Here is a 22,758-nt window from a genome sequence, read left to right as displayed (position 1 = left end):
TCAGGTCAGCGACAGGCCGCGGCGCAGCGCGATCAGGTCAAGATCCTGCGCGATAAAGGCAACGCCCGCATCAATCGCCTTTTGCCCGAAACCGGCATCCATGGTCAGAAGCCCGGCAGGCTTGCCCGCTGCATTGATCCGTTTGATGCCATCGACGACCGCCGCCTGCACCTCGGGGTGGGACGGCTGACCCTGATAGCCCATGGAGGCGGCCAGATCGGCGGGACCGATGAACAGCCCGTCAATGCCCGGCACGTCGGCAATCGCCTCGATCTCTGCCAGCGCCTCGACGGTTTCGACCTGAACGATCAGGCACAATTCATTCCGTGCCGCGGCGTGATAGCCTTGGATCAGCCCGAAACCACTTGCCCGGGTCATACCCGCAACACCGCGAATGCCCTCTGGCGGATAGGTCATCGCCGCCGCCGCCTGCGCGGCCTCATCGGCGTTCTGCACATAGGGCACAACCAGCGTCTGCGCGCCAATGTCCAGCAGGCGCTTGATTTCAGGCGCATTCAGGGAGGCAGGCCGCGCCAGTGCAGAGACCGGATGTGCCGCCACCGCCTGCAACATCGGCAGCACGCGGATCGGGTCCATCGGCGAATGCTCGCAATCGAACAGCATCCAGTCATACCCGCAGGTGGCCATCATCTCTGCCGCCAACGGGTCCGCGATGCTGCACCAGATGCCGCGCTGCAAGCGCCGCTCCAGGATTGCCGCCTTGAAGGTGTTCTTTTTCAGTTCCATTCTTGTGCCTCTCCTCTATCCGACCGGACACTAGACGCATCGGACGCGATCAGGCAAACGCCACGTCATGTCCCGCACCCGAAAGGAACGCGCCATGCCCACTGCCCTTGTCACCGGCTCTGCAGGGTTTATCGGCTACCACGTTTGTGCGCGCCTGTTGAACGAAGGGTTGCGGGTGATCGGTCTGGACGCCCTGACCGACTATTACGATGTCACGCTAAAAGACGCGCGCCATGCGCGACTTGCGCCCTTGGGGGATTTCGTGCCGGAACTTGGCCGGGTCGAGGATCCTGGCCGCATGGCCGCGCTGTTCGAACGTGAAAGGCCGGACATGGTCATCCACCTCGCCGCGCAGGCAGGGGTGCGGTATTCGATCGACAACCCGCGGTCCTACCTCGAGTCAAACATCATCGGGACATTCGAATTGCTGGAGGCGGCGCGCGCTCACCCGCCACGTCACTTGCTGCTGGCATCGACCTCGTCGGCCTACGGGGCTAACACGGCGATGCCCTATCAGGAGACCGACCGCGCCGATTTCCAGTTATCCTTTTATGCGGCGACCAAGAAATCCACCGAATCGATGGCGCACGCCTACGCCCATCTCTACGGGCTGCCGACCACCATGTTCCGCTTTTTCACTGTCTACGGTCCGTGGGGCCGACCGGACATGGCGCTGTTCAAGTTCACCGACGCAATCCTGCGTGGTGCGCCCATCGACGTCTACAACTTTGGCGACATGAGCCGCGATTTCACCTATATTGACGATCTGGTCGAAGGCATCAGATTGCTGATTGATGCGGTGCCGGAACGGCCCACGGATGGCATCGTGCCAGTAGGCGACAGCCTGTCGCCCGTGGCGCCCTACCGCGTCGTGAACATCGGCAACTCTGAACCAGTACAACTGACCGCTTTCATCGAGGCCATCGAGGCGGCAACCGGATTGCGTGCCCAGCGCAACCTGATGCCGATGCAACCCGGCGACGTTCCCGCGACATGGGCGGATGCCACACTCTTGCGCGCGCTGACCGGCTACACGCCTGCCACACCGGTCCGCGAGGGTGTCGCCCGTTTTGTCGATTGGTATCGTGGCTACTATTCGCGCAACAGTTCCGACCCGCTGACCCCCTGAGCAGGGCCTTGGCCATGGGGCTTTGCGTACCGATCTCGCAGGAAATCCGGGGTCAGGCGCGGCTTGCAGGTCAAAGCTGACCAAAAAAAGCTGCTTTGACCTTGCAGTGGGGCCCGGTGATCCCACACTATCCACAGGGGCGCGCCCAAACAGCGCAAAGAGGGGACACACCGCATCTTGACGGATCAGAGGATCATATCGACCCCCGGCCTGTCTTGGGGCACGACGCGGCTGTTCCGCTTTTGCCCGTGCGGGTTGCGTGACCCGTGGTGCGCTGCGCCGGGTCTGTGACCCCACCTGCCTGCTTTGCTCCTGCGGCATTGCCCCGCCGTTTGCGGAAACAGCGTTGCAATTTGCCCGGGCTTTTCGCAATAAACCTCAATTTTCTGACCCTGCGGAGACGTGAATGACCTCTGAGAGCAGTTTTCTGCCCATCATCGCGCTATTGCCTTTCCTCGGCGCGCTGATCCCCGGTGTCATGATCCGGGCGGGGCGCACCGCCACCGCCACGTTCACCGCCGTTCCCACCGTGCTGGCCCTTGTGATGCTGGGCGTGCTTGCGCCGGGCGTCCTGAACGGCACGGTCTACACCTTCAGCATCCCGTGGTTGCCCCAACTGGGGCTGGAGGCGGCGTTCTTCCTGGACGGTCTCGGGCTGATGTTCGCCTGCATGATCCTGGGCGTCGGCCTGCTGATCACGCTCTATGCGCGCTATTACCTGTCGGGTGAGGATCCGGTGGGGCAGTTCTACACCTACCTGCTGCTGTTCCAGGGCGCGATGCTGGGCATCGTCATTTCGGACAACATCCTGCTTTTGCTCATTTTCTGGGAACTGACCTCGCTGTCCTCCTTCCTTCTGATCGGCTACTGGAAGCACCTGCCAGAGGGCCGTCAGGGCGCGCGCATGGCGCTGACCGTGACCGGCGCGGGTGGCCTTGCGATGATCGGCGGCATGCTGATCCTTGGCAATATCGCGGGCAGCTATAACCTGACGGACATTCTGGCGGCGGGCGACCTGATCAAGGCGTCCGACTGGTACACCCCTGCCGTGATCCTGATCCTGCTGGGCGCGTTCACCAAATCCGCGCAGTTCCCGTTCCATTTCTGGTTGCCGCACGCCATGGCCGCGCCCACGCCAGTGTCGGCCTATCTGCATTCGGCCACCATGGTGAAGGCGGGCGTCTTCCTGATGGCGCGCATGTGGCCTGCGCTGTCGGGGACCGAGCTGTGGTTCTATCTGGTCGCCACCACGGGCCTTGTCACCATGGTGATTGCCGCCGTGATCGCCCTGTTCAAGGATGACCTGAAGGGGCTGCTGGCCTTTTCGACCGTCTCACATCTGGGCCTGCTGACGATGCTGCTGGGATTCGGGACAGAGGCGGCCGCCATCGCGGCGGTGTTCCACATCCTCAACCACCTGACATTCAAGGCGGCGCTGTTCATGACCGCCGGCATCATCGACCATGAGGCGCACACCCGAGACATCAAACGTCTGGGAGGATTGGCAAAACTCATGCCGATCACCGCCGTGATCGGCATTGTGGCCGCGTTGTCGATGGCGGGTATTCCGCTGTTCAACGGTTTCTTGTCCAAGGAACTGATGCTTGAAGAAGCCAGCCACACCAACTGGTGGGAAAACCCGTGGATCGTGCCCGTGCTGGCCACGGTCGGAGCGCTGTTTTCGGTGGCCTATTCGCTGCGGTTCATCTTTCACGTCTTTGGCGGGCCGGTGCGGGACGACTATCCGTCCAAGCCGCATGATCCACCCATGGGCATGTGGCTGTCGCCTGCGTTCCTGTGCATCTTCGTGGTGCTGATCGGCGTTGCGCCCTTCCTTGCAGAGCCGGTGGTCAACATGGCCGCCAGCGCCGTCACCGGGCACACCACCCACGCGCATCTCAAGATCTGGCACGGGCTGACGCCGGCGCTGTACATGTCCATCATCGCCGTTGCCGGGGGTGCCGTTTTGCTGCTGCTGCACCGCCCCTTGGACGCCGCATGGATCAAGGCCGGGCCGTTCTACGCCAAATCCGCGTTTGACGCTGTCATCTCGGGCTGCGTATCGCTCAGCCGCGTGATCTCTGACAATCTGCACAACGGCGCGATCAGCCGCTATCTGGCAATCTTCACCGCTGCGACCGTCACCGCCGGGTACATGGCGTATCTGGGCGGCGGCATCGCCCCGCAGACCAGAGAGATGTTGCCGATTGCGCCGGTCTTTGCCGTGGGCTGGGTGCTGCTGGTCTGCGCCACCGGGGTCGTCGTCTTTCAACACCACATGCGCTACCGCGCGCTGGTGGTGCTGGGAGTCATCGGCCTCATGGTCTCTGCGGGCTTTGTGTTCCTCTCCGCGCCCGACCTTGCGTTGACGCAAATCTCTGTCGAGACGGTGACGATCATGCTGCTGCTGCTGGCACTGCATTTTCTGCCCAAGACAACCCCGGTCGAAAAGGACACGCCGCGTCGTCTACTGGACGGGGCCGTGGCGCTGGCGGCAGGTGTGGGTGTGGCATCGCTGGCCTATGCCTTTATGACCCGCGATCTGGACAGCATTTCGTTCTATCACCTCGCCAATTCCTACAAGGAGGGCGGCGGCACCAACGTGGTCAACGTGATCCTTGTCGATTTCCGGGGTTATGACACCTACGGCGAGATCATCGTTCTGGGCATCGCAGGTCTGGTGATCTTTGCCCTGATGGAGGCGCTGCTGAGCGGCCCCGCCGGCGCGCGGCTGCGCAATTCGGGTTACAACTTTGACCGCTCACACGACCGGCACCCGCTGATGATGGTGGTTTCAACCCGCGTGATGATGCCCATCGCCCTGATGGTGGGTGTCTACATCTTCCTGCGTGGCCACAACCAGCCGGGCGGTGGCTTTGTCGCCGGGCTGGTATTCTCGATCGCGTTGCTGATGCAGTACATGGCCTCGGGCTTTGCCTGGACCATGCGGCGGCAGCAGTTCGAATACCACGCCATGATCGGCTGGGGCGTGGTGATCGCCGGGCTGACCGGAGCGGGGGCTTGGCTGTCGGGGACGCCGTTCCTGACCTCGGCGTTTGGGTATGTCCACATTCCTCCGATTGAGGAGTTTGAGCTGGCCACCGCTGCGCTGTTTGATCTGGGTGTTTTCCTGTGTGTGTTGGGGGCGGTGATGCTGATGCTCTACAGCCTGTCGCGCATGGCACGCCATGCGGGTGAGACGGTCAACCTGGAACCGCTGGACTATGACCCGTCGCGCCCCGCGAAGATGGTCGAGAAGGGAAAGGCCTGAAATGGAAATCCTTGTCGCAAGCGCAATCGGGGTACTGACAACCGGCGGGGTCTACCTGATCCTGCGACTGCGCGCCTTTCCGGTGATCCTCGGGCTGTCGCTGCTGTCCTATGCCGTGAACGTCTTTTTGTTCTCGACCGGCCGGCTGGCGATCAATGCGCCGCCGATCCTGCAAAAATACGGTGACGCAACTTATACGGACCCGCTGCCGCAAGCGTTGGTGCTGACCGCCATCGTGATCTCATTCGGGATGACGGCGGTCTTGGTGATGTTTTCACTGGGGGCCTATCTGGAGGCCGGAAATGACACCATCGACATGAAAGACGCCGAGACGGAGGACGACGCGGTATGAATCACTGGATCATCGCCCCTGTCGTGCTGCCAGCCCTACTGGCACCGCTGCTTGGCTATATCATGCGGCACGACATCGTTTTGGCGCGCGTGGCTTCTGCTGCGGGCACCGTGGCGCTCTTTTTCATCGCGCTGGGGCTGGCCTTTTGGGCGGCGGACGGCGGAACGCATGTCTACCGTCTAGGGGACTGGCCCGCGCCCTTTGGCATCGTGCTGGTTCTGGACCGGCTGTCCGCCATGATGGTGCTACTGACCGCGACGCTGGCGCTGATCGTGCTCTGGCATGTCATCGCCACCGGATGGGACGCCAAGGGGCGGCATTTTCATGCGCTCTACCAGTTCCAGCTTATGGGTATCTTTGGTGCGTTCCTGACCGGGGATGCCTTTAACCTGTTCGTCTTTTTCGAGGTGTTGCTGATCGCCTCCTACGGTTTGATGGTCCACAGCGGCGGCAAGGTGCGGCTTCAGGCGGGCCTGCAATACCTGGTGATGAACCTGGCCGGGTCGACGCTGTTCCTGTTTGCGCTGGGGACGATGTACGCGACGACCGGCACGCTCAACATGGCGGACCTTGCGGTCAAGGTGCCGCTGATCCCCGCCGAGGAAGGCGCGATGGTGCGGGTGGCTGCGGTGCTGCTGCTGATCGTCTTCATGATCAAGGCGGCGCTGTTCCCAGTGCAGTTCTGGCTGCCCGGCACCTATGCCAATGCGCCAGCGCCGGTGGCGGCGCTGTTTGCGATCATGACCAAGGTCGGTGCCTATGCAATCATCCGGCTGCACACGTTGGCCTATGGGCCGCAATCGTCGCCAACCGCCGGGCTGGTCGAGGAATGGCTGTTCCCGGCGGCCATGGTCACAGTCGCCCTGGGTGCCATTGGTGTGCTGGCCGCGAAACGGTTGATGCCGCTATTGTCCTTCTCAGTCATCGGGTCGATGGGCACGCTGATGCTGGCGGTCGCACCGCAAGACCCGTATGCCACCGAAACCGCGCTATACTACCTTGTGCATTCGACCTTTTCCGCCGCCGCCTTGTTCCTGCTGGCGGATCTGGTGATTTCGCGGCGCGGCACAGACACCCTGTCCGTGCGCCCGCCGCTGTTGCAGAACGGGTTGTTTGCGGCGCTGTTCTTTGGCGGGGCCATCGCGATGGCCGGAATGCCGCCTTTGTCCGGGTTCCTCGGCAAATTGCTGATCCTTGATGCGCTGCGCGACCCCACACTGATGCCCTGGGCCTGGAGCGGTATCCTGATCGGATCGCTGGTCACCATCGTGGGCTTTGCCCGCGCGGGCAGCATTCTGTTCTGGAAATCCACCGCTGTGAGGGTGCCCGAGGGTGCCGAACCCATCGACGCCGAACCGCGTCCTGCCCCGGCTACCGCCGCCGAGGTTGGCCCGACGATGGCCCTGCTGGCTCTGTTGGCAGCGCTTGCGGTGCTGGCGGGTCCGGCTACAGAATACATGCGCGCCGCCGGAACCCAGTTGTTTGAGCCGGATGGCTATATCGACGCGGTACTGACCCCGGTCGAAAAGCCCGAGGCACCGGACCCGCACGCGCCGGACCCACTCGCGGAAGAGGAGCACTAGGCCATGCTGAAACGCATCTTTCCCCATCCGCTGCTCAGCCGGTCGCTGCTGCTTGTCTGGCTTATGCTTGTGAACAAGGTGACGCCTGGCAATGTCCTGTTGGGCGGTGTGCTGGGGATTCTGGTTCCAATCCTGACGTCGCCTTATTGGCCCGGGCGCCCCGGACTAAAGCGACCGTTTCTGACGATTCCTTATATTTTCATCGTGCTTTGGGATATTGTCGTCGCCTCGATCCAGGTGGCGCGCATCGTTCTGTTCAAGCCGCGCAACCAGATCCATTCGCAATGGATCGTTGTTCCGCTGGACCTGACCTCGCCCGAGGCGATCACGGTTCTGGCAGGCACCATCACCATGACGCCCGGAACGGTCTCTGCCCTGTTGGCGGCGGACGGGGGCAGCCTGTTGGTGCATTGTCTGCATTCAGATGATCCCGACGACGTGCGCGATGAGATCAAGACCCGCTACGAAGCCCGGCTAAAGGAGATTTTCGGATGATCACCTATGCGCTCTATTTCACCATGGGGTGTTTCGGACTGGGCCTGCTGTTCAACCTCTTGCTGGTGGTCCGGGGCCCCGGTCAGGCGGACCGCGTACTGGCGCTGGACACCATGGTCATCAACGTGATCGCCCTGCTGGTCTGCTACGGCATCCTGCAAGGCACGGCGGTCTATTTCGAGGCCTCGATGCTGGTTGCCATGGTCGGCTTTGTCTCGACCGTCGCCTATTGCCGCTTTTTGCTGCGGGGGGACATCATCGAATGACGGAGATTCCGATGCTGGTAGAAGTCCTCATTTCGTTCTTTCTGGTCGTCAGCGGTATCTTTGGCCTGATCGGCTCTTTGGGCCTGCTCAAGCTGACCGACACGATGCAACGCCTGCACGCGCCGACAAAGGCGACAACGCTGGGCGTTGGTGGCGTTTTGATCGCCTCGATGCTGTTCATGTTGCTGGTCAAGGACCATCTGTCCTTTCATGAACTCATGATCACGCTGTTCCTGTTCCTGACGGCGCCGATCTCGACCCTGTTCATCGCGCAAACGCATATCCTGATGAACCTAAAGCGCGGCGACCTCCCCGACACAGGGCGAGAGCACAGCTGGTCGATCTACGACGATCCACCGGATCAAGCCCCGGTCGGGGAGGAAAACGCCAAAGGCTGACCGCTGAGGAACCTGAACAAAGAAAGCCCGCCGAGTTTCCCCGGCGGGCTTTTTCGTGTCGCTGTGACGTCTGACTTAGCCGATGATCGCGTTCAGCGTCGCGGAGGGGCGCATCACGGCAGCGGTCTTGGCCGCGTCGCTGTGATAGTAGCCGCCCAGATCGGCGGGCGCGCCCTGAGCCGATGCCAGTTCGCTTGCAATGGCCGCTTCACCATCCGCCAACACCTTGGCGATCGGTGCGAAATGCGCCGCCAGGTCCGCATCGTCCGTCTGCGCGGCAAGTGCGTCGGCCCAGTAGCGGGCGAACCAGTAATGGCTGTCGCGGTTGTCCGGTTGGCCCACCTTGCGGCTGGGGCTGTGGCCGTGATCCAGGATGCCCTGCGTTGCCACCTCGACCGCATCGCCCAGAACACGCGCCTTGGCGTTGCCCTTGGCATCGCCGAGGAACTTGAAGCTTTCGCCAAGCGCGCAGAACTCACCCAGGCTGTCCCAGCGCAGGTGGTTTTCCTCGACAAGCTGCTGAACGTGCTTGGGGGCAGAACCACCCGCGCCGGTTTCGAACAGCCCGCCACCGTTCATCAGCTTGACGATGGACAGCATCTTGGCGCTGGTTGCCAGTTCAAGGATCGGGAACAGGTCGGTCAGGTAATCGCGCAGCACGTTGCCGGTGATGGCGATGGTGTTCTCACCCTTGGTGATCGTCTCCAGCGACGCGCGGGTAGCCTCACGCGGGGCCATGATCTCGAACTTGTCGGCCACGCCTTTAGCCTCAAGGATCGGTTTGACCATGCTGATCAGCTGCGCATCATGCGCGCGGTTTGCGTCCAGCCAAAAGATCGACCGATAGCCGGTCGCCTTCTGCCGTTCGATGGCCAGATTCACCCAATCCTCGATCGGCGCCTTGCGGGCCGAGGCAGAGCGCCAGATGTCACCGGCGGCAACCTTGTGCGAATGCAGCACGGTTCCATCGTCGAGGATCATCTTGACGGTGCCATCCTCGGGGATTTCAAAAGTGGTCGGGTGGCTGCCGTATTCCTCGGCCTTTTGCGCCATCAGGCCCAGGTTCTGAACGGTGCCGGCGGTGGCCGGGTTCAGCTTGCCGTTGGCTTTGAAGAACTCGATCGCCTCATCGTAGACCGGCGCATAGCAGTTGTCGGGGATGACGCAGGTGGTGTCGCCCTCATTGCCATCCGGGCCCCAGCCCTTGCCGCCAGCGCGGATCAGAGCGGGCATCGAAGCATCAACGATGACGTCCGAGGGAACGTGCAGGTTGGTGAGACCCTTATCACTGTCGACCATGTACATCGGCGGGCGCGTGGCCCGGACCTCTTCGATGGCCGCAGTGATTTCGGCGTTGTCTTTCACGCGATTCAGCAGGTCACCCAGCCCCGAGTTCGGGTTCACGCCAAGCGCCTTCATTTCGTCGCCGTACTTTTCAAAGACGGGCGCCAGCCATGCCTTGACCGCGTGGCCAAAAATGATCGGATCAGAGACCTTCATCATCGTGGCCTTCAGGTGCAGCGAGAACAGCGTGCCGTCGGCTTTCACCTTCTCGATTTCCTCGGCAAGGAAGGTATCCAGCACCGATGCCGACATGAAAGTTGCGTCAACGACAGTGCCTTCGGGGTAGGACACGCCCTCTTTCAGCACCGTCTCGCCATTGGCCGTTTCCAGCACGATCTTGGCGGTCGCGGCCTTGGGCAGCGTTGCCGAGACTTCGTTGGCAAAGAAATCATCTCCGGGCATCGAGGCAACGCGCGTCTTGCTGTCGGCGGTCCACTCACCCATGCGGTGCGGGTTGGCTTGGGCGAATTTCTTTACGGCGGCAGCGGCACGGCGGTCAGAGTTGCCTTCGCGCAGAACCGGGTTTACGGCCGATCCCTTGAGGGTGTCGTATTTGGCGCGAACGGCCTTTTCTTCATCGGTTGTGGGCGCTTCGGGGTAGTCGGGCAGGGCGTAGCCCTGCGATTGCAGTTCCTTGACGGCGGCAACCAATTGCGGGACCGAGGCTGAGATGTTCGGCAGTTTGATCACGTTCGCCTCGGGCGTTTTGACCAGTTCGCCCAGCGCGGCCAGATCGTCCGACTGGCGCTGCGCTTCGGTCAGCGACTCGGCAAAGGTGGCAATGATGCGGCCCGCCAGGCTGATGTCGCGGGTGCCGATGGAAACCCCGGCAGCAGTGGCGAATTTCTTGAGGATCGGCAATAGCGAGGCCGACGCCAGTTCGGGTGCTTCGTCAACCTTGGTGTAGATGATGTCGGGAGTCGAATCAGACATGTGTCCGGCCTTTCTGAATATGGGGGCGGGTTTGGCCCTTCCTTATGCCAAGAGGGCCGTCGCGTCTACAGTATGCAGATGTATACAGTGTCGCATTGCGCCACGCTTTTGCGAACCGTGCGTTAGCGGCGCTTCATCTCCGAAACGTATCGGGAAGGGTAAACGTCCTTCGCAGGACATTTCCGAAACCATCATCACGGCGCTTGGAAAACGCCACCACTGGCGTGGCGACCAAGCGCCTTCAAGGGCGCTTGGTTCTGTCCTGACGCATCTGCCGCGGCTTTATCAGAAGTCGAGATTTTCCACCGTCAGTGCGTTCTGCTGAATGAACTCGCGCCGGGGTTCCACCACGTCACCCATGAGCTTGGTGAACAGATCATCTGCCCCGGCCATGTCATCGATGGTCACCTGCAACAGCGTACGGGCATCCGGGTCCAGCGTGGTTTCCCACAATTGGCTTGGGTTCATCTCACCCAAACCCTTATATCGCTGAAGGGAAAGGCCCTTTTCGCCTTCCTCCAGAATGGCCTTGAGCAGGTCCAACGGCCCGTGGACAAGTTGCCCCCGGTCTTTTCGCTCCAGCGTGGAGGGCGATCCATAAACGTGTTGAAGGCTCTCGGTAAACGATCCGGTCCGACGCGCCTCACCCGAACGCAGCATCGGCCCGTCCAATGTGCGCACCTCTTCGACCCCGCGCAGGATACGCGCCAGTCGAACGCCCTTGTCCTGAGTGATCCGGCCCGTCCAGCCGCGTTCGTATTCCAGCGCGATCAGGTCCAGCCGTGCCGCCACCTTGTCCGCTACTCCCTGCAAGTCGGCGTCCACCGCACCGGGCACAAAGGCCCCGGCGATGGCTGCTTGTTCCAGAATGTGGCGTGGATAGTGCGTCGGGAAGGCATCCAGCACCCGCTTGAGCGAGCGCGCCTCTTCCACAACGCGCACCAGATCCTGTCCGACGATCACCTCACCCGAGCCGAGTTTCAGCTGCGCGCCTTCGATACCCTGTTGGATCAGGTAGTCGTCCAGCGCGGTCTGGTCCTTGAGGTATACCTCGGACTTGCCGCGCGCGACTTTATACAGCGGTGGCTGCGCGATATACAGATAGCCATGTTCGATCAGCGCTGGCATCTGCCGATAAAAGAAGGTCAACAGCAGCGTCCGGATATGCGCCCCGTCCACGTCCGCGTCGGTCATGATGATGATCTTGTGATAGCGGATTTTCGAGATGTTGAATTCATCTCGTCCGATGCCGGTGCCCAGAGCCATCACCAGGTTGCCGATCTCCTGCGAGCCAAGCATCCGGTCGAACCGCGCCCGCTCTACGTTGAGAATCTTGCCTCGCAGCGGCAGAATGGCCTGCGTGCGCCGGTCACGTCCCGTTTGGGCCGAGCCACCGGCAGAGTCCCCCTCGACCAGGAACAGTTCAGTCTTTGAGGCGTCCTTTTCGGAGCAGTCCTTCAGCTTGGCCGCGTTAAAGCTGACGTCCATCGCGGTCTTGCGTCGGGTCAGTTCGCGCGCCTTGCGGGCTGCCTCGCGGGCCAGCGCGGCTTCGACGATCTTGCCGACGATGCCTTTGGCCTGCTGTGGGTTCTCTTCAAACCACTCGGACAGTTTTTCGTTCATCAGCCCCTCAACGGCCGGGCGCACTTCGGAACTGACCAGCTTGTCCTTGGTCTGGCTGCTGAACTTGGGGTCCGGCACCTTGACCGACAGGACCGCTGTCAGACCTTCGCGCGCATCGTCGCCGGTGAAATTGACCTTTTCGCGCTTGGCGATCCCGGATTCCTGCGCATATTTCTGGATTGTCCGGGTCAGCGCACCGCGAAATCCAGCAAGGTGGGTGCCGCCATCGCGTTGCGGGATGTTGTTGGTAAAGGGCAGGACGTTCTCGTGGTAGCTGTCGTTCCACCACATCGCGACCTCAACACCGATGCCATCCTTTTCGCCATCCATGTAGATCGGATCGTCCATCACCGCCTGTTTGGAACGGTCAAGGTATTTGACAAACTCCCGAACGCCGCCCTCATAGTGCAGTTCTGATTTCATTGGCTCTGCGGGGCGCTCATCCTCAAGCAGGATGCGCACGCCACTGTTGAGGAACGCCAGCTCGCGCAGTCGCTTTTCCAGCGTTTCGAACTGGTAATCGAGGTTGGAAAACGTGCCGGTCGAGGCGAGAAAGCGCACCTCTGTCCCGGTTTCACCATGCGAGTCGCCGACAACGCGTAGGTGTTCCGTGGTTTCGCCATGTTCGAACTTGGCAAAATGCTCTTTGCCGTTCCGCCAGACGCGCAGTTCCAGCCAAACAGACAGCGCGTTCACAACCGAAACGCCAACGCCGTGCAGACCGCCGGACACCTTGTAAGAGTTCTGGTCAAATTTGCCGCCGGCGTGCAGCTGGGTCATGATGACCTCTGCCGCTGAAACGCCCTCTTCAGTGTGGATATCGACCGGGATTCCGCGGCCGTTGTCGCGCACCGAGACACTGCTGTCGGCGTGGATTTTCACATGGACATAGTCGGCGTGTTTGGCCAACGCCTCATCGATGCCGTTGTCCACCACCTCGTAGACCATGTGGTGCAAACCCGAGCCATCATCGGTATCCCCGATGTACATGCCGGGACGCTTGCGCACCGCTTCCAAGCCTTTGAGAACCTTGATGGAATCGGCGCCATATTCATCGGGCGCCGCGGGTTGGTCGGACATCGAGCGATCCTTTGTTATTTTGGCCCAATCTATAGAGGTTTAGCAGGGGATTGTCACGCGACGGACACAATATTTGGTAACGCGCGCGCGGGCGATTCCCGCCGTCCCGCCTTCAGAAGAGATGGCCCAGAAAATCGATCTGCGCATCCTCTGGCCAAAGGGCCTCCGTCAGCGGAAAAACCCGCAGAAACGGACTGGATCCTTCGACAATATCGCCTGTCCGGGCCCCAACCATCTGACAATGGCGAAACTGGTTCGTAGCCGGCAGAAACCCTGCCCGGTCGTACAACTCTCGGTCCCCGAAAAGGATCAGAAAACTGGCCCGTCTCGAACTGGCCACTGATTTGCACCTGTCGAGCAAGGCAGTTGCATGGCCGCGCCCGCGCGCCTCTACGGACGTTGCCACGTCGCCGACGCCGACAACGTCTACCACGTTTTCGCCGACACGGATCGCGCGCAGAAACAGCGACATGTGCGCCAAAACGCAGCCCTCGCGCCAGACAAGGCGCATGTGCGGACGTTGTTGGTAAAAGCTGCGACCCTCAAAATCAGTCGGGAAACTCTGCCGCAGGATCTCGGCAATCCGCGCCTCATCCGCTGCCGTCAGGTTCTGTTCGGCAATAACCTCAATCACGGATGTGTACACGGGACTCGCCCGCCTCTTCGGTGACTTCAAGATACTGCGCCTGCCCGCCCAGTTCGGCAAACAGTTCTGACCCGGTGCCAGTCATCCAGGCCTGTGCGCCCAGCGCGACGATCTCACCGTACAACGCCGCCCGTCGGGTTGCGTCCAGATGAGCCGCAACCTCATCCAGCAGCAGGATCGGCGACGCGCCGAAATCCTGTGCCAATGCCCGCGCGTTGGACAGGATCAGCGAAATCAGCAGGGCTTTTTGCTCACCGGTGGAACACTCGGCCGCTGGCACACCCTTGGTGGCAAACACACCGTAAAGGTCCGTTCGGTGCGGCCCCACCAACGTGCGCCCTGCCCCCATGTCGCGAAAGCGGCTTTCGGCCAGCGCCTCGCGCAGATCGTTCTCGGCGGGCGGCAAGCTGCCCTCGGATTGCACCAAATCCAGATCGGCAGCGGGAAAGGCCGTCTCTGCGTCGGCCTGCGCGGCTTTCAGTCGGTCCAGCGTTTCTTGCCGGTTCGCGGTCAGCAAGGCACCGCTGTGCGCCATCTGTTTTTCCAGCGCATGATACCAATGCGGGTCGCGAACACTGTCCTTGAGCAGGCGATTGCGTTCGCGCATCGCCTTTTCATAGTCCAGCGATGCCTGGGCATGGTCGGGGAAAAACGACAGGGTCAAACGATCCAGAAACCGCCGCCGCCCCTCGGCCCCTTCGATCCACAGTCGGTCCATCGCCGGAATCAGCCAGACAGTCCGGGCAATGCGGCCAAGGGCAATCTGGTTGGCGCTCTTGTCGTTGATCGTGATGCTGCGCGCCGCCCCGTCCTCGGAGACAAAGGATATCTCTTGAGGCCCCTCCGGGCCGGTCAGATCGCCGGTGATTTTCCAGCCAAGGCTTTGCGGACGGCGCGCCATGTCCGCCGCTGACGCCCGTCGCAACCCGCGCCCAGGCGAGAACAGCGAAACCGCTTCGATCAGGTTGGTTTTGCCCGCGCCATTGGGCCCGTAGATCGCCACGGGGCGCGCATCAACCGCAATTTCCGCCCATCTGTGCGACCGGAAATGCGACAGGCTCAGGTGGGTCAGGGCGAGCGACATGGCGAGAGACGATTTTTCGACGAAAAATCGCCTGACCTCAGACCCGCATCGGCATCACGACATAGACCGCGCTGGTGTCATCACCTTCGCGCATCAGGGTCGGATCACCTGAGGAATTGAACAGGAAAACGGCGTTTTCGCGGTCTACCTGACTGGCGATTTCCAGCAGGTACTTGGCGTTGAACCCAATCTCCAACCGCTCATCGGCATAGGCGACAGCCAATTCCTCTTCGGCGGCCCCGCTGTCAGGCGCGTTGACCGAAAGGATCAGCCGATCCTCATCCAGTTGCAGCTTGACCGCGCGCGAGCGTTCCGAGGACACGGTGGCCACCCGGTCCACCGCCTTGGCAAATTCCGATGCATCGACTTCGAGTTTGCGGGTATTCCCTTGCGGAATGACCCGCGTGTAGTCCGGGAATGTGCCGTCGATGACCTTGGAGGTCAGAGTGATGTCCGGCGTGGCAAAGCGGACCTTGGTTTCGGATACCGACACCGCAATATCCATGTCGTCCTGATCCAGCAGCTTGCGCATCTCGCCCACGGTCTTGCGCGGGACAATCACACCCGGCATGTCATCGGCGCCCTGCGGCAACGGCGCGTCGATCCGCGCCAACCTGTGGCCATCGGTGGCGACACAGCGCAGAACCTTGCCGTCTTCGCCATCAGACACATGCATGTAGACGCCGTTCAAATAGTAGCGGGTCTCTTCCGTCGATATGGCAAATTTCGACTTGTCGAAAAGGCGGCGCAGCACCTCTGCCTTGGCGGAAAAGTTGCAGTCGTATTCCGAGGTCGCCATGACCGGGAAGTCTTCTTTCGGGAGTGTCGCCAGGGAAAAATGCGACCGGCCCGCTGAGACGGACAAGCGGCCCGATCCGGGATCGGCGGCCAGCGTCACCAGCGCCCCGTCAGGCAGCTTGCGTACGATTTCATGCAAGGTCACGGCCGACACGGTTGTGCCGCCTGCCTTTTCGACCTGCGCCAGAGCGCGGTCCAGAACCTCGATGTCCAGGTCGGTGGCGCGAAAGGTCACGGACTCACCTTCGGCCTCGACCAGCACGTTGGCAAGAATGGGGATCGTGTTGCGTCGCTCCACCACCGATTGCGCCTGCGCGACTGCGCGCAACAGCGCCGCCCGTTCCATGCTGAATTTCATCGCCCTACCCTCTCCGCACTGCCGGGAGGCGCAGCCTAGCGCGCGCTGGCCAGCACTCCAAGCCGGTTTTACGGATTTGTGTTGCTCTTTTGCCTAAGCGTCAAGGCGTTGCAGCGCACCAGACCCGGCGCGCCGCATATTTCCCACAACTGGTCAGGCTTCCAGCGCCCGGCGCAACATTTCGACGTCTTCGTCGATCTGTCCGTCCTGCTGACGCAGTTCCTCGATCCGCCGCACCCCGTGCATGACCGTGGTGTGATCCCGCCCGCCAAAGCGCCGCCCGATCTCTGGCAGCGACCGCGAGGTCAGTTGCTTGCACAGATACATGGCAACCTGACGTGGCCGGGCAAAGTTGCGCACTCGCTTGGGGCCGATCATGTCCGATAAACGGATGTTGTAGTGCTCGGCCACCTTGCGCTGAATCTCGTCAATCGAGACTTTGCGCTCTGAGGCGCGCAGCACGTCGGCAAGGCTGTCCTGCACCAGATCCATGTTGATTGGTTTGCCAACCAGCGAGGCAAAGGCAAACAGACGTGTCAGCGCCCCTTCCAGAACACGAACATTGGTGCTGATCCGGTGGGCGAGAAATTCCAGCACACCGTCGTCGATTTGCAGATCGGGATGCATCGCACGATAGCCTTCGACCTTGGTCTGCAAGATTCCAAGGCGCAGTTCATAGTCGGTCGGATGCAGATCGACGACCAGCCCCGATTGCAGGCGGCTGCGGATGCGGTTTTCCAGGTCCTTGATCTCATCCGGGGCGCGGTCGGCCGAGATGATGATCTGCTTGTTCTGATCCACCAGCGCGTTGAAAGTATGAAAGAACTCTTCCTGCGTGCTGTCCTTGCCGGCGATGAACTGCACATCATCGACCATCAGCACATCGACAGAGCGGAACATTTCCTTGAAGTCCATCATCTTGCGCTCGCGCAGCGCCTGCACAAAGCGGTACATGAACTGTTCCGCAGACAGATAGAGCACCGTCAGATGCGGATTGCGCTGGGTCAGTTCCCAGGCAATTGCGTGCATCAGGTGCGTCTTGCCGAGGCCGACACCGCCATACAGGAACAGCGGGTTGAAAGAGACCGGCCCCCCCTCAGCCACGCGTTTGGCCGCCGCATGGGCCAGTTCGTTCGGCTTGCCCACCACAAAGGTGTCAAAGGTGAACCGGCCATCCAGCGGCGCACCCGGCAGGTGGTCACGGGCAGGCGGAGGAGCCGCGCGCGCGGGTTTGGGTTGCGGCGCCGCAGCTTCGGTTTCGGTTACAGCCGATGCGACCTTGATGTCCAGCTTGCGCACATCCTGCGATGCCCGCGACACATGCTGCAACAACAGGTCACCATAGTTCTGTGACACATAGTTGCTGAAGAAGTTCGTAGGTGCCTGCAAGGAGACGACTCCGTCCGCGCTTGTCCCGACGAAGCGCAGCGGTTCGATCCAAGTCTTGTAGTTGTTATGCCCGACAGCCTTGCTGATCTGATCCTGCAAGGCCCCCCATTGGTCTTTGGTCATCTGCCAGTTTGTCCTCGTTCCACGATCCCCACGCCGAATGACCTTCGGCGACGAACACCTGGCAGGAGGAACAGCGAAAACGCCCCTTGCGCGCACGCAAAGGTGGGGGAGTGAACCCCAAGTTATAGACCGCATGACGCCCCGGATCAGTCCCGTTCGGCGCGTCCGATATGCGGCCCGCATTTTTCTATCCTATGGACATGGCCGGGGTTTCCCCCGAGACTCGTCGATGGGCTTTCTGCCCTTCAACAAGCATGATCGCCTGCACCCCAACAGTGCACAACAACCGGCAGCCTTGTCCCCCCTGCGACTGGTGACTCGCTTGGTGAAACTAGCAATCTTCGCCAAGAGGCGGCAACCGAAACTACAGCTTGACTCGGAGTTCGGCCCAAAAGAATCTCCACTGTGATCAAATGGTTATAGATGCAAAAAGGACGCCACATAATGTAGCGTCCTTTAGTCATTCTACTAGATATTGATTTGGGTCAGCTGACCGCTTTGACCCGTGCGGCCAGGCGCGACATCTTGCGCGATGCGGTATTCTTGTGAAAAATGCCCTTGGTAACACCGCGCATCAGCTCTGGCTGGGCGGCGCGCAGAGCCGCAGTTGCCGCGTCCTTGTCACCCGAAGCAATCGCCTCTTCGACCTTGCGCAGATAGGTGCGGATGCGGGAAAGGCGTGCCTTGTTCACGGCATAGCGTTTCTCGTTCTGGCGGGCGCGTTTCTTAGCCTGGGGCGAATTTGCCATGATGATCGGTCCTGTTTTCTTGTCTGTCGACGATGTTCGTAATTAAAGCGCGTGCCGCCGACAGACCCGGCATCCCGTGCCGAACCGATTCTTGCCAAGCGGGCATCACGCGCATGTATGACGGGCGTATATAGTAGAGCACCCGCAGGCGGGCAAGGTCTTTCTGCCCGTCGCCCCGCACACGCCCAAAAGGCGGATGCACACGGCATGCACACCACTTGCACAAACCGTGCATGTGGTGTGCAAAATTTCCTTAGCGGTCGCGGAACTGCGCGGTCCGTTTTTCCGAAAAGGCCGCCATGCCTTCTTTCTGGTCTTCGGTGGCGAAAAGCGCATGAAACAGGCGGCGTTCGTACAATAGCCCCTCTGCCAGCGTTGTCTCATAGGCTCGATTCACCGCCTCCTTGCAGGCAATGGTCGAGATCATCGATTTCTCGGCCACCTTCTCTGCGGCGTTGCGCGCCTCTTCCATCAGCTTCTTGGCTGGCACCACACGGCTGACCAGCCCGGCGCGTTCCGCCTCTTCGGCATCCATGAAGCGCCCGGTCAGGTTCATGTCCATCGCCTTGGACTTGCCGACAAAGCGGGTCAGGCGCTGTGTTCCGCCCAAACCGGGCATGACGCCCAGGTTGATCTCGGGCTGACCGAATTTTGCGTTGTCACCGGCGATGATGAAATCGCACATCATCGCCAACTCACACCCACCGCCCAGCGCATAGCCCGCCACGGCGGCGATGATAGGCTTGCGGGTCGAGGTGATGGCGTTGCCTTCGCGGCCGAAGAAGTCCGATAGGAACATCTCGACATAGCTTTTCTCCGACATTTCCTTGATGTCGGCGCCCGCCGCAAAGGCCTTGGGCGAGCCGGCAATGATAATGCAGCGCACCTTGTCGTTCTGATCCGCATCCGCCAGCGCCACTGACAACTCACCCAACAGGTGAGAGTTCAGCGCATTCATGGCGTCAGGGCGGTTCAGTTTGATGGTGGCGACGTGGTCTTCTACTTCGACGATGATCGTCTCATAGGCCATGATCTGGGGCTCCGTCCGGTTCCGTCAGGGGCCAAGCCTTAGCATTTCGGTCACATGGTTCAAGCTATCTTTGACAAGACGGGCAATAGAAGGAGGATCGCCCGGATTGCACGATGCGCCTGACAGTATCGGTGCACCCCTCGGTTCGGCATGGCAGACCCTCACGGCCATAGACGTCAAAGCTGTGTTGGAAATATCCAAGCTCTCCATCGGCTTGGCGGAAATCCCTGAGCGACGAACCACCCGCCGCGATGGCGTCTTGCAGCACCTCCCGAACCACCGGAACAAGTCCCGCAAGGCGGACCTCAGAGATCTGGTTGACCTTGCGTGCGGGATGAATACCTGTGCGAAACAGAGCCTCGCAGACATAGATATTGCCCAGCCCGGCAATGTTTTTCTGATCCAGCAGCGCCGATTTGATGGGTGTCTTGCGGCCTTTCAGCACGCCAATCAGGTAGGATTCGCTGAAACCGTTGCCCAGCGGTTCTGGCCCCAACACCGCCAGCAGCGGGTGATGCTCTGCCGCTTCGGTGCTCAGCAGATCCATCGCGCCGAAACGGCGCGGATCGTTGAAGGTGATGCGCGCGCCCTGCCCCATGTCCAGGACGACGTGGTCATGTTTTTGTGGCGCCGCGTGGTCATGCACAAACCGGCCAAGCGGATCGCCGGACACCAGCATCCGACCGGACATACCCAAGTGGATCAGCAAGGACTCACCGGTCGACAGGTCAGCAAGGATATATTTTGACCGCCGCCACAACCGGCTGACCCGCGCGCCGGTCAGCCGTTCGGCCATGTGGTCGGGAAACGGCCAGCGCAGGTCGGGGCGATTGATTTGCGCCCGCACGATCTCTTGCTCCTCCATCACGGGGGCCAGCCCGCGACGGACTGTCTCGACTTCGGGCAATTCGGGCATCGGGCGGCGTCCTTCACATTGTATCACCCCGGCGGCACCCTATAAGAAAGCTGGACACAACAGGACGGCAAGACCCATGAGCGAAGACAGCGGAAAAACGACGCATTTTGGCTTTTCCGAGGTGCCGGAAGGCGAAAAGGCCGGTCGCGTGCAGGGTGTCTTTAGCTCGGTTGCGTCCAAGTACGACGTGATGAACGATGCGATGTCCCTTGGCATTCACCGCATCTGGAAAGACGCGATGATGGACTGGCTCGCGCCGCGCCCCGGTCAGCGCCTACTGGACGTCGCAGGCGGCACCGGCGACATCTCTTTCCGGTTTCTCAAACGCGCGGGCCATGGCCACGCCACCGTTCTGGACCTGACCGAGCCGATGCTGGTCGAAGGCCGCAATAGGGCCGAAGCGGGCGCGATGAGCGACCAGCTGGACTGGGTTGTGGGGGATGCGATGGCGCTGCCGTTCCCGAACAGCACCTTTGACGTGTACACGATTTCTTTTGGCATCCGGAACGTGACCCGCCCTCAGGAGGCGCTGAATGAGGCGTTTCGCGTGCTCAAACCCGGCGGGCGGCTGATGGTGCTGGAGTTCAGCCAGATCCCCAACGATATGATGCAAAAGGTATATGACCTTTATTCCTTCAACATTATCCCCCGGCTGGGGCAGATGATCGCGCAGGACCGCGACAGTTATCAATACCTGGTCGAGTCGATCCGCCAGTTTCCCGATCAGGAAACCTTTTTGGACATGGTCCAGCGCGCGGGTTTCGAGAACGCCAAGTATCGCAACCTGACCATGGGTGTGGCCTGCCTGCATTCTGTCTGGAAGCTCTGAGATGCGCGGACCGCACAACATCTGGCGGCTGATCCGGACCGGCGCCACGCTGGAACGCACTGGTGCCATGCGCGCCGTGCTGGATGCGCTGGAGGCCCCCGCGCCGTTGCGGATTGCCGCGCGCGTGCTGGGCCGACCTTTTCGCTGGCTGGGAGATGAGGGCAACCCTGCAATGCCGCCAGTGGTGCGGGCGCTGACCGCTTTGGGACCGGCCTACATCAAGTTTGGCCAGATCCTGTCGACACGGCCCGACGTGGTCGGGGATGAAATGGCGCTGGAACTGCGTGTCCTGCAAGACAAACTGCCGCCCTTCCCGGTGAACGCCGCCAAGCAACAGATCGAAGAAGAACTGGGCGTTCCGGTGGACGAAATCTTTTCGGCCTTCAGCGAGCCCGTGGCCGCCGCATCCATCGCCCAGGTCCACAAGGCCGTGTTGCGCGACTCAGGTGAGACCGTCGCCGTCAAGGTGCTGCGGCCGGGCATCGAACGCGCCTTTCAGAAGGACATCGATGCCTTCTATTTTGCCGCATGGATGATCGAACATCTCTCGCCCGCCGCGCGCCGCCTGCACCCCGAAGAGGTGATCGCACATTTCGAAGGCGTCGTGTCAGGTGAGTTGGACCTGCGTCTGGAATCCGCCGCCGCCAGCGAATACGCCGCCAACACCGAGAAGGATGAAGGATTCGCCCTGCCTGCGGTCAAGTGGCCATGGTCTGGTCGTCGCGTGATGACCATGGGCTGGGTCGAGGGCGTGGCGCTGGGCGACAACGACGCTCTGGATGCGGCAGGGCACAACCGGGTGAACCTGTCAGAACGCGTGCTGCAACTGTTCTTGAATCACGCGTTACGCGACGGGTTTTTCCACGCCGACATGCATCAGGGCAATCTGAAGGTCGCGGCCAATGGCGACATCGTTGCCTATGACTTTGGCATCATGGGTCATATCGACGAATACACCCGCCGGGTTTACGCCGAGATCCTCTTTGGCTTCATCCAGCGGGACTACAAACGCGTGGCCGAAGTGCATTTCGAGGCGGGATATGTCCCGGCGGATCGCGACGTCGATGAATTTGCCCGCGCCCTGCGCGCCGTCGGAGAGCCGATCTTTGGTATGGATGCCACCCGAATTTCGATGGGCAAACTGCTGGCCTACCTGTTCGAGGTGACCGAACGCTTTGGTATGGAGACGCGGACTGAACTGATTTTGCTGCAACGCACCATGGTCGTGGTCGAGGGGGTCGCGCGCTCCCTGGACCCGCGCATGAACATCTGGAAAGTCGCGCATCCCGTGGTCGAGGCCTACATCAAGGAGTCGATTGGTCCAAAGGCCGTGGCGCAGGACTTGTGGAAGACGGCGATGGTGATGGCGCGGTTTGGGCCAAGATTGCCAAAACTCGTCGAGGCGGCGCTGATCCGGCAATCTCAGCCGGAGACACCGGTGACGCCCAATCCTTGGCCGGGCCGGATTGTATGGACTTTGCTGGGCACCGCGCTGGGCGCAGCGGCGATGCTGTTCCTGCTGATGGCCGGATGATCCGGTTACGCGCCGCAGGGTAGTTTACTCAAGAGACGAGACCAAAAAAAACGGCGGCTCATTGAGCCGCCGTTTTCTTGA

At 61.2% G+C, this 22,758-nt stretch carries 19 protein-coding genes; 9 read left to right on the top strand and 10 right to left on the bottom strand.

The window, feature by feature from the left end; all coding sequences use genetic code 11:
* Window positions 1-747 (bottom strand): HpcH/HpaI aldolase family protein, encoded by a 747-nt coding sequence (locus CHB90_RS03775; RefSeq protein WP_089276519.1) that lies wholly within the window; start codon window positions 745-747, stop codon window positions 1-3.
* A 94-nt stretch (window positions 748-841) separates the two neighbouring features.
* Between CHB90_RS03775 and CHB90_RS03770 the strand changes: the two genes are divergently transcribed.
* The 7 genes from CHB90_RS03770 (at window position 842) to CHB90_RS03740 (ending at window position 8,241) form a co-directional block, all read left to right on the top strand.
* Window positions 842-1,876, top strand: coding sequence for an NAD-dependent epimerase/dehydratase family protein (locus CHB90_RS03770; RefSeq protein WP_089276518.1), 1,035 nt, complete (start codon window positions 842-844; stop codon window positions 1,874-1,876).
* A gap of 406 nt (window positions 1,877-2,282) precedes the next feature.
* Entirely contained in the window at window positions 2,283-5,147 is a 2,865-nt protein-coding gene (locus tag CHB90_RS03765) for a monovalent cation/H+ antiporter subunit A (protein ID WP_089276517.1), read from the top strand.
* 1 nt (window position 5,148) lies between these two features.
* Window positions 5,149-5,499 carry a Na+/H+ antiporter subunit C gene (locus CHB90_RS03760; RefSeq protein ID WP_089276516.1) on the top strand — a complete coding sequence of 117 codons (351 nt, stop codon included), beginning with the start codon at window positions 5,149-5,151 and terminating at the stop codon, window positions 5,497-5,499.
* Window positions 5,496-7,082, top strand: coding sequence for a monovalent cation/H+ antiporter subunit D (locus CHB90_RS03755; protein ID WP_089276515.1), 1,587 nt, complete (start codon window positions 5,496-5,498; stop codon window positions 7,080-7,082). Before CHB90_RS03760 ends, CHB90_RS03755 begins: the two co-directional genes overlap by 4 nt.
* 3 nt (window positions 7,083-7,085) lie before the next feature.
* Window positions 7,086-7,577 (top strand): Na+/H+ antiporter subunit E, encoded by a 492-nt coding sequence (locus CHB90_RS03750; RefSeq protein ID WP_089276514.1) that lies wholly within the window; start codon window positions 7,086-7,088, stop codon window positions 7,575-7,577.
* The gene (locus CHB90_RS03745; RefSeq protein ID WP_089276513.1) at window positions 7,574-7,843 is read left to right on the top strand and encodes a K+/H+ antiporter subunit F; all 270 of its coding nucleotides are present in this window, start codon (window positions 7,574-7,576) and stop codon (window positions 7,841-7,843) included. The genes CHB90_RS03750 and CHB90_RS03745 overlap by 4 nt, the downstream gene beginning before the upstream one ends.
* On the top strand, window positions 7,840-8,241 hold the full coding sequence (locus tag CHB90_RS03740; RefSeq protein WP_089276512.1) for a Na+/H+ antiporter subunit G: 402 nt from the start codon (window positions 7,840-7,842) through the stop codon (window positions 8,239-8,241). The genes CHB90_RS03745 and CHB90_RS03740 overlap by 4 nt, the downstream gene beginning before the upstream one ends.
* A gap of 75 nt (window positions 8,242-8,316) precedes the next feature.
* On the opposite strand, the gene CHB90_RS03735 is transcribed toward CHB90_RS03740, so the two are convergent.
* From CHB90_RS03735 to mutM, 9 genes are all read right to left on the bottom strand, one after another.
* Window positions 8,317-10,518 carry an NADP-dependent isocitrate dehydrogenase gene (locus CHB90_RS03735; RefSeq protein ID WP_089276511.1) on the bottom strand — a complete coding sequence of 734 codons (2,202 nt, stop codon included), beginning with the start codon at window positions 10,516-10,518 and terminating at the stop codon, window positions 8,317-8,319.
* 285 nt (window positions 10,519-10,803) lie between these two features.
* The gene (gene gyrB, locus CHB90_RS03730; protein ID WP_089276510.1) at window positions 10,804-13,221 is read right to left on the bottom strand and encodes a DNA topoisomerase (ATP-hydrolyzing) subunit B; all 2,418 of its coding nucleotides are present in this window, start codon (window positions 13,219-13,221) and stop codon (window positions 10,804-10,806) included.
* Between the two features lie 112 nt (window positions 13,222-13,333).
* Window positions 13,334-13,867: a GNAT family N-acetyltransferase gene (locus CHB90_RS03725; RefSeq protein WP_170940973.1), complete on the bottom strand. Its 534-nt coding sequence runs from the start codon at window positions 13,865-13,867 to the stop codon at window positions 13,334-13,336.
* On the bottom strand, window positions 13,848-14,951 hold the full coding sequence (recF, locus tag CHB90_RS03720; protein WP_089276508.1) for a DNA replication/repair protein RecF: 1,104 nt from the start codon (window positions 14,949-14,951) through the stop codon (window positions 13,848-13,850). The genes CHB90_RS03725 and recF overlap by 20 nt, the downstream gene beginning before the upstream one ends.
* A 37-nt stretch (window positions 14,952-14,988) precedes the next feature.
* On the bottom strand, window positions 14,989-16,107 hold the full coding sequence (dnaN, locus tag CHB90_RS03715) for a DNA polymerase III subunit beta (protein ID WP_089276507.1): 1,119 nt from the start codon (window positions 16,105-16,107) through the stop codon (window positions 14,989-14,991).
* Window positions 16,108-16,260: 153 nt separating this feature from the next.
* Window positions 16,261-17,619 (bottom strand): chromosomal replication initiator protein DnaA, encoded by a 1,359-nt coding sequence (gene dnaA / locus CHB90_RS03710; protein ID WP_089276506.1) that lies wholly within the window; start codon window positions 17,617-17,619, stop codon window positions 16,261-16,263.
* A gap of 485 nt (window positions 17,620-18,104) precedes the next feature.
* Window positions 18,105-18,368 carry a 30S ribosomal protein S20 gene (gene rpsT / locus CHB90_RS03705; protein ID WP_089276505.1) on the bottom strand — a complete coding sequence of 88 codons (264 nt, stop codon included), beginning with the start codon at window positions 18,366-18,368 and terminating at the stop codon, window positions 18,105-18,107.
* Window positions 18,369-18,621: 253 nt separating this feature from the next.
* Entirely contained in the window at window positions 18,622-19,398 is a 777-nt protein-coding gene (locus tag CHB90_RS03700) for an enoyl-CoA hydratase (RefSeq protein WP_089276504.1), read from the bottom strand.
* Window positions 19,399-19,462: 64 nt separating this feature from the next.
* Entirely contained in the window at window positions 19,463-20,314 is an 852-nt protein-coding gene (gene mutM / locus CHB90_RS03695; protein WP_089276503.1) for a bifunctional DNA-formamidopyrimidine glycosylase/DNA-(apurinic or apyrimidinic site) lyase, read from the bottom strand.
* Between the two features lie 76 nt (window positions 20,315-20,390).
* Between mutM and ubiE the strand changes: the two genes are divergently transcribed.
* Both ubiE and ubiB read left to right on the top strand, forming a co-directional pair.
* Window positions 20,391-21,143 (top strand): bifunctional demethylmenaquinone methyltransferase/2-methoxy-6-polyprenyl-1,4-benzoquinol methylase UbiE, encoded by a 753-nt coding sequence (gene ubiE, locus CHB90_RS03690; protein ID WP_089276502.1) that lies wholly within the window; start codon window positions 20,391-20,393, stop codon window positions 21,141-21,143.
* A 1-nt stretch (window position 21,144) separates the two neighbouring features.
* Window positions 21,145-22,677, top strand: coding sequence for a 2-polyprenylphenol 6-hydroxylase (gene ubiB / locus CHB90_RS03685; RefSeq protein WP_089276501.1), 1,533 nt, complete (start codon window positions 21,145-21,147; stop codon window positions 22,675-22,677).
* Window positions 22,678-22,758: the final 81 nt, after the last annotated feature.

This window comes from Antarctobacter heliothermus (assembly GCF_900188425.1).
Classification (GTDB): domain Bacteria; phylum Pseudomonadota; class Alphaproteobacteria; order Rhodobacterales; family Rhodobacteraceae; genus Antarctobacter; species Antarctobacter heliothermus.
The sequence above is the reverse complement of the archived record's forward strand: the minus strand, read 5'-3'. Positions and strand labels throughout refer to the sequence as shown.

Coding starts and splice junctions, on each gene's coding strand:
- CHB90_RS03775 (WP_089276519.1), bottom strand. CDS start 747: ATGGAACTGAAAAAGAACACCTTCAAGGCGGCAATCCTGGAGCGGCGC.
- CHB90_RS03770 (WP_089276518.1), top strand. CDS start 842: ATGCCCACTGCCCTTGTCACCGGCTCTGCAGGGTTTATCGGCTACCAC.
- CHB90_RS03765 (WP_089276517.1), top strand. CDS start 2,283: ATGACCTCTGAGAGCAGTTTTCTGCCCATCATCGCGCTATTGCCTTTC.
- CHB90_RS03760 (WP_089276516.1), top strand. CDS start 5,149: ATGGAAATCCTTGTCGCAAGCGCAATCGGGGTACTGACAACCGGCGGG.
- CHB90_RS03755 (WP_089276515.1), top strand. CDS start 5,496: ATGAATCACTGGATCATCGCCCCTGTCGTGCTGCCAGCCCTACTGGCA.
- CHB90_RS03750 (WP_089276514.1), top strand. CDS start 7,086: ATGCTGAAACGCATCTTTCCCCATCCGCTGCTCAGCCGGTCGCTGCTG.
- CHB90_RS03745 (WP_089276513.1), top strand. CDS start 7,574: ATGATCACCTATGCGCTCTATTTCACCATGGGGTGTTTCGGACTGGGC.
- CHB90_RS03740 (WP_089276512.1), top strand. CDS start 7,840: ATGACGGAGATTCCGATGCTGGTAGAAGTCCTCATTTCGTTCTTTCTG.
- CHB90_RS03735 (WP_089276511.1), bottom strand. CDS start 10,518: ATGTCTGATTCGACTCCCGACATCATCTACACCAAGGTTGACGAAGCA.
- gyrB (WP_089276510.1), bottom strand. CDS start 13,221: ATGTCCGACCAACCCGCGGCGCCCGATGAATATGGCGCCGATTCCATC.
- recF (WP_089276508.1), bottom strand. CDS start 14,951: ATGTCGCTCGCCCTGACCCACCTGAGCCTGTCGCATTTCCGGTCGCAC.
- dnaN (WP_089276507.1), bottom strand. CDS start 16,107: ATGAAATTCAGCATGGAACGGGCGGCGCTGTTGCGCGCAGTCGCGCAG.
- dnaA (WP_089276506.1), bottom strand. CDS start 17,619: ATGACCAAAGACCAATGGGGGGCCTTGCAGGATCAGATCAGCAAGGCT.
- rpsT (WP_089276505.1), bottom strand. CDS start 18,368: ATGGCAAATTCGCCCCAGGCTAAGAAACGCGCCCGCCAGAACGAGAAA.
- CHB90_RS03700 (WP_089276504.1), bottom strand. CDS start 19,398: ATGGCCTATGAGACGATCATCGTCGAAGTAGAAGACCACGTCGCCACC.
- mutM (WP_089276503.1), bottom strand. CDS start 20,314: ATGCCCGAATTGCCCGAAGTCGAGACAGTCCGTCGCGGGCTGGCCCCC.
- ubiE (WP_089276502.1), top strand. CDS start 20,391: ATGAGCGAAGACAGCGGAAAAACGACGCATTTTGGCTTTTCCGAGGTG.
- ubiB (WP_089276501.1), top strand. CDS start 21,145: ATGCGCGGACCGCACAACATCTGGCGGCTGATCCGGACCGGCGCCACG.